The sequence below is a fragment of the Streptococcus mitis genome (assembly GCF_047463435.1).
GTDB lineage: Bacteria > Bacillota > Bacilli > Lactobacillales > Streptococcaceae > Streptococcus > Streptococcus mitis_DS.
The window spans coordinates 51421-57664 of record NZ_JASHDW010000013.1; the positions used below are offsets into that span (position 1 = coordinate 51421).

General features: G+C 32.8%; 7 protein-coding genes and 1 pseudogene. 1 reads left to right on the forward strand and 7 read right to left on the reverse strand.

Translation table 11 applies throughout. The features are described 5' to 3' along the window. Positions 1-26: 26 nt before the first annotated feature. The 7 genes from QM843_RS08550 to QM843_RS08580 form a co-directional block, all read right to left on the reverse strand. Positions 27-1382, reverse strand: coding sequence for a PspC-like choline-binding domain-containing protein (locus QM843_RS08550; protein ID WP_150922814.1), 1356 nt, complete (start codon positions 1380-1382; stop codon positions 27-29). A 155-nt stretch (positions 1383-1537) separates the two neighbouring features. Further along, complete coding sequence (locus tag QM843_RS08555; protein ID WP_227326053.1) at positions 1538-2410, reverse strand: GIY-YIG nuclease family protein; 873 nt, start codon at positions 2408-2410, stop codon at positions 1538-1540. A gap of 87 nt (positions 2411-2497) precedes the next feature. Then, positions 2498-2959, reverse strand: a complete 462-nt coding sequence (locus QM843_RS08560) for a hypothetical protein (RefSeq protein WP_261014410.1) — start codon at positions 2957-2959, stop codon at positions 2498-2500. Then, the gene (locus QM843_RS08565; protein ID WP_227326051.1) at positions 2956-4161 is read right to left on the reverse strand and encodes a hypothetical protein; all 1206 of its coding nucleotides are present in this window, start codon (positions 4159-4161) and stop codon (positions 2956-2958) included. The genes QM843_RS08560 and QM843_RS08565 overlap by 4 nt, the downstream gene beginning before the upstream one ends. Continuing rightward, positions 4162-4470, reverse strand: a complete 309-nt coding sequence (locus tag QM843_RS08570; protein WP_227326050.1) for a hypothetical protein — start codon at positions 4468-4470, stop codon at positions 4162-4164. It lies immediately after the preceding gene. After that, positions 4470-4880 (reverse strand): hypothetical protein, encoded by a 411-nt coding sequence (locus QM843_RS08575; protein ID WP_247947688.1) that lies wholly within the window; start codon positions 4878-4880, stop codon positions 4470-4472. Before QM843_RS08575 ends, QM843_RS08570 begins: the two co-directional genes overlap by 1 nt. 9 nt (positions 4881-4889) lie before the next feature. Beyond that, on the reverse strand, positions 4890-5933 hold the full coding sequence (locus QM843_RS08580) for an SPFH domain-containing protein (protein WP_227326048.1): 1044 nt from the start codon (positions 5931-5933) through the stop codon (positions 4890-4892). Between the two features lie 189 nt (positions 5934-6122). On the opposite strand from QM843_RS08580, the pseudogene QM843_RS08585 reads away from it, so the two are divergent. Further along, positions 6123-6244: pseudogene (locus QM843_RS08585) on the forward strand (DUF4190 domain-containing protein); the annotation flags it as partial.

The following is a 6244-nucleotide window of genomic DNA, read 5'->3' on the forward strand; positions in this document are numbered from 1 at the left end:
TTATTTGTTTAAAAACTATCACTCATCTATCCGACAAAACGATGGTTCTTCACACGAAAGACAACAGATTGTCCATCGTATACCTTGCCATCTTGTCCTTTTCCTTTGATAACAAAGCGATAACTGCCATCTGGAGTGGCACTAAAGAAGTGACGAGTTTGAAAGGCACGTAGACTTGGATTATAGGTCACAGTAAACTGAGTTTGTGTAGAAACTGAACCTGTATTTGCATCAACTAAGGCAAAATCATAGTCTACTTTATAAGATGAAGATGGAGTGCTAGGTAGAGCGATATCGATATAAGTCATAGCATCATTGACATGATAAAGGCTTATTCCTAATGATGTTGCTTGTGAACTGCTTGCTGTATGAGTTCCCTCAGAACTAATCCACTTGCCTGAGCCATCAACTTGATAACCATCTGGTGTACGCTCATTCACTGCCATCTTTCCATTTGACTTGAGATAATAATCACCTACCCAAGTATTACGAGCATAACTGCCTTCTGAAGTTAAGTAATAGTAAGAACTGTAGTTACTGTCATAAATCCACTCACCTTTAGCCATCTTACCGTTTGACTTGAGGTAGTAATCACCCACCCAAGTGTTACGAGCATAGCTACCTTCTGTTGTCAAATAATAGTAGGATTTGTAGTTGTTATCATAAATCCACTCACCTTTAGCCATCTTACCATTTGACTTGAGATAATAGTTGCCCACCCAAGTGTTGCGGGCATAGTAGCCATCTGAGGTTAAGTAATAATAAGCTCCATCGTTCTTATCATAGATCCACTCGCTTTTAGCCATGTATCCACCTGACTTAAGATAGTAAGCACCCTCCCATGCATTTTGAACATAATTACCTAAAGCATCCAGGTAGAAATAGGAATTATAGTTCTTATCGAAAATCCACTTACTAGTAACTTTAGTACCATTTTGGTAGTAGGACGAACCTGACCAGCCATCTTTTTGACTTGTTGTCGATTGGTTAGAAGTCTTTGGAGTTGAAGTAGCTGTTGTCTTACCAGTCAGGTTCTTAACAGCCTCTTTAAACTCTTCTACAGTCCCCTTCCACTCTATGTAATTGGCACCAGACTTATTCTCATTAGCTATATAATTACGAGCAGATTCTTCGAAATAAGATAATTCTGGAGTGGTTTTTGTAGCCCAAATAATGGGACGATTAGCAGTACCTCTCCAATTTTTAAATACTTCTGAACCCTTCGGAACAAGAATATAGTATTTTGCAGATGGATTAATAGTCTGGGTGTCAGCCTGCACCGTTTGTACTGAAAAAGGTAGAACTCCTGCTGTGTCTACAAGAGTGACCAGACCAAATGTTGCAGCCGCTAGGCTGGTTACTAAAACTGTTTTTGACTTCATTATCAAAAACCTCCTTTAAATTTTTATTATTTACACTTACAGTAAGGGATGGACTCTGCTATATTTATGAAAAGAGTATCTATGTTTACCTTTACTTGATTTTTAAACTAACTTTTTATGAAAGGGAACTATACTTACCACTAAAAATTATTCTTTTAATTTTCATTGTAGCCAAAATCACGAGTCCTTAAAATTTCTTTCCACCAGTTTTCCCTCTCTATTACTTCAGCTTTAAGAGTTTTATTAGAAAAAATTTCTAAAATTGTATATATAAAATTCTTTTCAAAATATTCCCCACCTTTTTCTTCATACAAAGCTCTCAAACCTTTATTACCACCGTGATAGCTATCAACATAATTTGCCCAACGCCCCCATAACTTTTGCTCTCCATACGCAGCCCCAACATATTTTTTACCTGTTTCCTTATCAACTTGTAAATAAACTGCATTTAGATTTCCCAAAGCCGTTCTCCAAGATGGATTTCCGTTAGAAATAATCCCTTTTAATTCTGGATAAGTCAAACATACATTTTCATATCCATTAAAGTTTTTAGTATCAATTTTTCTTTCTAATATTGAGTTTAGAGTAAACCATTCTAATGAATCTTCTAATCTAAATCTAAAATGTTGTGATTTGGTAGGTCTTACCATTTTCATAATTAAACGCCCATTCAATCCTACTTCATCAAATTCAGAGACAGGAATTAAATTATAAAAGGTAGTCGTAACGCCATCTTTTTCAACTTCATACGTACTCGGTTGTGTAAAAACTCCCACAAACAACCATAATTTATTTTTTAAATCATAAGGAATAAAATGAATAGTATACTGCCTATCCATAACATAATTGAAACCTGGTGTTTTTCTTTTTCTGTTGCTGTCATGAAGAAAACCAATCTCTTGTAATAAACGATCATGATTTAAAGCAAATAATGTATTCGTATCAATTCCAAACTGGTCTATATTATCCAATTTAATATTAAATTCAGTTAAATCATCAATTCCTAATAATGTTTTTAAATTAAGCATATTTTATTTCCTTTCACTATATTCTCAACTTAAAGAGCCTCCTAAGATTTTCTTCAAAAATAGTTTTAGATTTATATTATTTAACCTTTAGGTTACCTCAAAAATTCCCCCACAATATTCACACGTTTTAAAAGTTCCTATTATACCTTCTGTTGGTGTGTGACATGTTGGACAGTAGAATCGTTTTGCAGTTAGACGATAATCTGTTTCTTTTCGCATTTCATTTCCTTGATCTACAAGAACATCTTCGTTTCGATTTTCATACTCTAAAACTGTTTTTAAACTTGTTTTGTATTTTTTCATGGTTGGTGGTTTTAGCAATAGAATGAATGAAATTACTAAAAAGATAAAAAATAACCCAAATAAAAACTGAATGAACAAATTGAACGTGGAATAGTAAAAATTCAAAAATTGATCCTCACCTTTCCGTTCCAATAAGGAAGTACTTTCTTGCAGTAAAATTTGGCATAATTTAAGACCATTTACAAAGCATATTATGAAGATAGGAGGATAAATAAATTTTGTTATAACTAAACGATAGCGTTTCATCTATTTCTCTCCTTTCTAGAAAGCCAACAACCACAATAATCGCAACTTTCACCTTGACCCAATTCCAATAAATTTCCTCCACCACAAGATGGGCAAATTACAGGATATGTAGTTTCTGTAATTTCGTGTTTATCAAATATTTTAAATAGGGCTTCAATTTGTTTTTTAGTTTTAAATTCCTCTTCTTGCTTAGATTTACGATAAGAGTGAATAATTATCATTACCAAGGAAATAATATACCAAGGCCCCAGAAGATAAATTAACTTAATTGCCCACTCTCTTATATAATTACCGTCAAGAGTCAAACTAAAACACAAAATAACAAGAATTTGTGATAAATTGTGAGCAAGTAGATAATCCAACTTCAAGAATTTTTTAACATTTTCTCGAAAAATCCATATAAGAATTAGAGATAGAATTGAAAAAGGAACATTGGGAAAAGAATAAAACAACATTGCTATTGGAATAGGAATTCCGATGGTATATCCTAAAAATATTGAAGCTAATATTTTTAGGATATATAAGTTTTGCGAATCATAAATAGCCGCTACTATAATAGTACAAAAAATTGTACCAATGTTTACAATAATCCAATGTTTAATATTTACCCAACTTATATGCAACATATCCGAAACTAAAAGTAATTTTCTTTTAGTTTTATCATCTTCCTTTACCTTATTTTGAAGAAAGATTTTTCCTAAATAGTAGAGAAAATAAATGAGATAGAGTGGCAATATCCTGTAGATAACTTTTAAAAATAATACTTTTTCACTTGAAAAATCACTAACAAACACAATTACTATACTTACTAAACTCACTACACATATTAAAAGTGCATATTGAATATATTTTAGATTCTTTAAGGCAAAACAATCTAAAATATTTGTTTTAATTTTTACTTCTAATGGTTTGAAAAACAGATATAGTAGAGAAAAAATAACATAAGTAATCTCCGGAGCACCTAATATCAATACTAAAACAGATAGAATAGGTGTATAGGATAAAACCCTTTCCGATTTCACTCGAAAAATTATGAATAAAATTTTTAACGTCAATAAAAATATAAATGGAACGATACTCATTCTTAGAATACTTGGTTCTTCTATATGTCGTACAAAATCATATAATGACAGAAAAGAAGAAAGTAGAATTAAAATCCATTTATATAAGCACCGCCAATTTATATTCAATAAATCAGACACTTACTTTTCTCCTTTCTTTTGATTAATAAGGTACTCTTTATACTGTGCTTTACCATTATATATATTATCTAGTGCTTTTACTTTTATTTTAATTTTTTCTAATATTCCGAAACTATAAAAAATAAACATAGATAAAGCAAAACCAGTTAAAGAAAATAGAACAGGACTAGAAATAAAAAATTTCATATATAAAGGCTCCACATCGGTAGTAAGCGTCATTACTAATATTTCAAGTACAACCGCCATAACAAATATTGCACTCGTCAAGCCCATAAATAGCAAACTTAATGATCGAAATACTTGATACATTAATAATCTCCCGTTTTAGGTTTAAAAACATTCTCTGCATTTTCTGAGAAAGCTTCTGCTCGTCCTTTACGATAGTGACTATCTGCTGCTGTTAAAGAACCTATAATAGCCACCAAACCGATTGCTAACACTTCAATAATCCAAAATAGAAAACTGGGTAAAATCTGTACTAGAGGCATCATGAAAACTTGCCCAAGTACCCAAATTGCAGTAACTACATTGATAGGTAGCCAATCTGTAAACTGACGCTTGATAACCATTTGTAAGAAAAAAACAAACTCTGCTATGACTAAAAATCCCAAAGCAACATAGTATAAAGAAATAGATAGATGAGGAATTAATAATCCTAAAATAATTGTAGTAATAATTGTCACAATTCCTGCTACATAAATCCAAATATTTTTACTCATATTCTTCTCCTATCTTGCTTGACCACAATTGGAACAGAATTTAGCTCCGTCTGAAAATGCAGTCCCACATTGACTACAAAACTTAGCTAAACCGATTTCTTCATTTGAAGCTGACTGATTCTGATTTGGCTGTTTATCTGATGATAGCGCATTTCCCAGAGTTCCCATCAAATTACCAAATTGGGCTCCCAATCCAAGTCCCATCGATATCCCCATTCCAGCTCCCATTAGATTCCCAGCAGATCCTTCATTTTGTGCTGCTTCTTCTAAAACATCAAATTTACGCTCTTCTTGGTAAGTGTAACCTTCAATGTCACGACCTGCACGTTTACCTTTGGAAGTTAAAACTCTTTGATGATATTCAAAGATGTCCTTATAACCTTGACTATCTTGATTCACCTTCAAGGCTTCAATGTTAAATTCTTCAACACTAATCCCATATTTAGAAAAATGATTGGATAAAATTTTTGATAATTCAAGAGCTATATCATAGGTGTGCTTTTCAATATCAATAACTGCAATCTTATTGTTATAAACCACCTGAGAAACAGCTGAATTGATAATTCCTATAGCAGCTTGTCTAAAGCGTTTTTGAAAGACGTCAGCTGTAATCATATCTGGATGGCTTGGCATAAACTCTAAGATAAAAGCTTCCAAATCTACAATTCTTGGAATAAAGTTTCCATACGATTTTAGCTCAACAGGAATTTGACTTTCTGGATCTCTAACCAATATCGGTGACGGAGTTCCCCATCCAATTGGTTGTAAATCGTACATATTAACAAACCAAAGGAAGGAAGAATCTGGTGATACACCCCCACTAACAAAGGATTTCAGCCCAGTCAGAAACTGAGTATTGTTCCCATCAATCTTATGTTTACCTTCCTCATAACTTTCAACAGCTCGACCATTCGAAAAGAAAACAGCTCGTTGACCAGGATTAACAATCAAAGTTGTTCCTGGTTTCATATTTTTATTAGGATGTCGCCAAGCTAGTACATTCCTAGTATCTTCTCCTTCATACCGAACAACTTCAAATATATTTAATGCCATATTTATCTCCTTTTCATAACAACTTGTTTAGTAACGCTCTATTATTTCGTAGAGGCATTTAACAAATTATAATTATAAGTAATCTCCTTTTAAATCTTATTGTTTACGGTTACAGTATAGCATGCTATTTACCTTATTTACTAAAAGCGTATCTATATTTACCTTTATTGAACAATTACCCCCCCGACAGACGATACCTTCACCTGGACCCAAGAACAGTTCGACGCCTTAATCGAAGGTGACCTTGACAACAAAGGAAAAGGTGGCACCAACTACGAGGATATTATCAACAAACACGGACAGCCAGATTC

Excerpts from the sequence above, each read along its gene's own strand:
- QM843_RS08550 (WP_150922814.1), bottom strand. The coding sequence starts at position 1,382 with ATGAAGTCAAAAACAGTTTTAGTAACCAGCCTAGCGGCTGCAACATTT.
- QM843_RS08555 (WP_227326053.1), bottom strand. The coding sequence starts at position 2,410 with ATGCTTAATTTAAAAACATTATTAGGAATTGATGATTTAACTGAATTT.
- QM843_RS08560 (WP_261014410.1), bottom strand. The coding sequence starts at position 2,959 with ATGAAACGCTATCGTTTAGTTATAACAAAATTTATTTATCCTCCTATC.
- QM843_RS08570 (WP_227326050.1), bottom strand. The coding sequence starts at position 4,470 with ATGTATCAAGTATTTCGATCATTAAGTTTGCTATTTATGGGCTTGACG.
- QM843_RS08575 (WP_247947688.1), bottom strand. The coding sequence starts at position 4,880 with ATGAGTAAAAATATTTGGATTTATGTAGCAGGAATTGTGACAATTATT.
- QM843_RS08580 (WP_227326048.1), bottom strand. The coding sequence starts at position 5,933 with ATGGCATTAAATATATTTGAAGTTGTTCGGTATGAAGGAGAAGATACT.